At 53.2% G+C, this 1330-nt stretch carries 1 pseudogene; it reads left to right on the top strand.

Annotated features, from left to right (window positions below):
• Positions 1-1330: pseudogene (locus MKX14_RS18185) on the top strand (BapA/Bap/LapF family large adhesin); the annotation flags it as partial.

The raw sequence follows: 1330 nt of genomic DNA, 5'->3' as shown, positions 1-1330 counted from the left end.
CACGATTCCTGAAGACTTAAATGGCGACGGTATCTTAAATGCAGACGAGCTCGGCACAGACGGCAGCTTCAATGCACAAGTGGCGTTGGGACCAGATGCAGTCGACGGCACCGTGGTGAATGTGAACGGTACTAACTACACCGTGACAGCAGCGGATATTACCAACGGCTTTATCACCGCAGCGATTCCTGTGACAGGCGAAGGCCCTGTGACCATCCATGCAGAAGCAGTGGATGCCGAAGGTAACCTGGATGTTGCAGATGCAGACGTCACCGTGACTGTAGATACCTTGCCTGCAGACCTGATCGGAGCGATCACGATTCCTGAAGACTTAAATGGCGACGGTATCTTAAATGCAGACGAGCTCGGCACAGACGGCAGCTTCAATGCACAAGTGGCGTTGGGACCTGATGCAGTCGATGGCACCGTGGTGAATGTAAACGGTACTAACTACACCGTGACAGCAGCGGATATTACCAACGGCTTTATCACCGCAGCGATTCCTGTAACAGGCGAAGGCCCTGTGACCATCCATGCAGAAGCAGTGGATGCCGAAGGTAACCTTGATGTTGCAGATGCAGACGTCACCGTGACTGTAGATACCTTGCCTGCAGACCTGATCGGAGCGATCACGATTCCTGAAGACTTAAATGGCGACGGTATCTTAAATGCAGACGAGCTCGGCACAGACGGCAGCTTCAATGCACAAGTGGCGTTGGGACCTGATGCAGTCGACGGCACCGTGGTGAATGTGAACGGTACTAACTACACCGTGACAGCAGCGGATATTACCAACGGCTTTATCACCGCAGCGATTCCTGTGACAGGCGAAGGCCCTGTGACCATCCATGCAGAAGCAGTGGATGCCGAAGGTAACCTGGATGTTGCAGATGCAGACGTCACCGTGACTGTAGATACCTTGCCTGCAGACCTGATCGGAGCGATCACGATTCCTGAAGACTTAAATGGCGACGGTATCTTAAATGCAGACGAGCTCGGCACAGACGGCAGCTTCAATGCACAAGTGGCGTTGGGACCAGATGCAGTCGATGGCACCGTGGTGAATGTAAACGGTACTAACTACACCGTGACAGCAGCGGATATTACCAACGGCTTTATCACCGCAGCGATTCCTGTGACAGGCGAAGGCCCTGTGACCATCCATGCAGAAGCAGTGGATGCCGAAGGTAACCTGGATGTTGCAGATGCAGACGTCACCGTGACTGTAGATACCTTACCTGCAGACCTGATCGGAGCGATCACGATTCCTGAAGACTTAAATGGCGACGGTATCTTAAATGCAGACGAGCTAGGCACAGACGGCAGCTTC

This window comes from Acinetobacter pittii, assembly GCF_022449185.1.
Classification (GTDB): Bacteria; Pseudomonadota; Gammaproteobacteria; order Pseudomonadales; family Moraxellaceae; genus Acinetobacter; species Acinetobacter pittii_I.
This window is presented reverse-complemented; position numbering and strand designations above follow the sequence as displayed.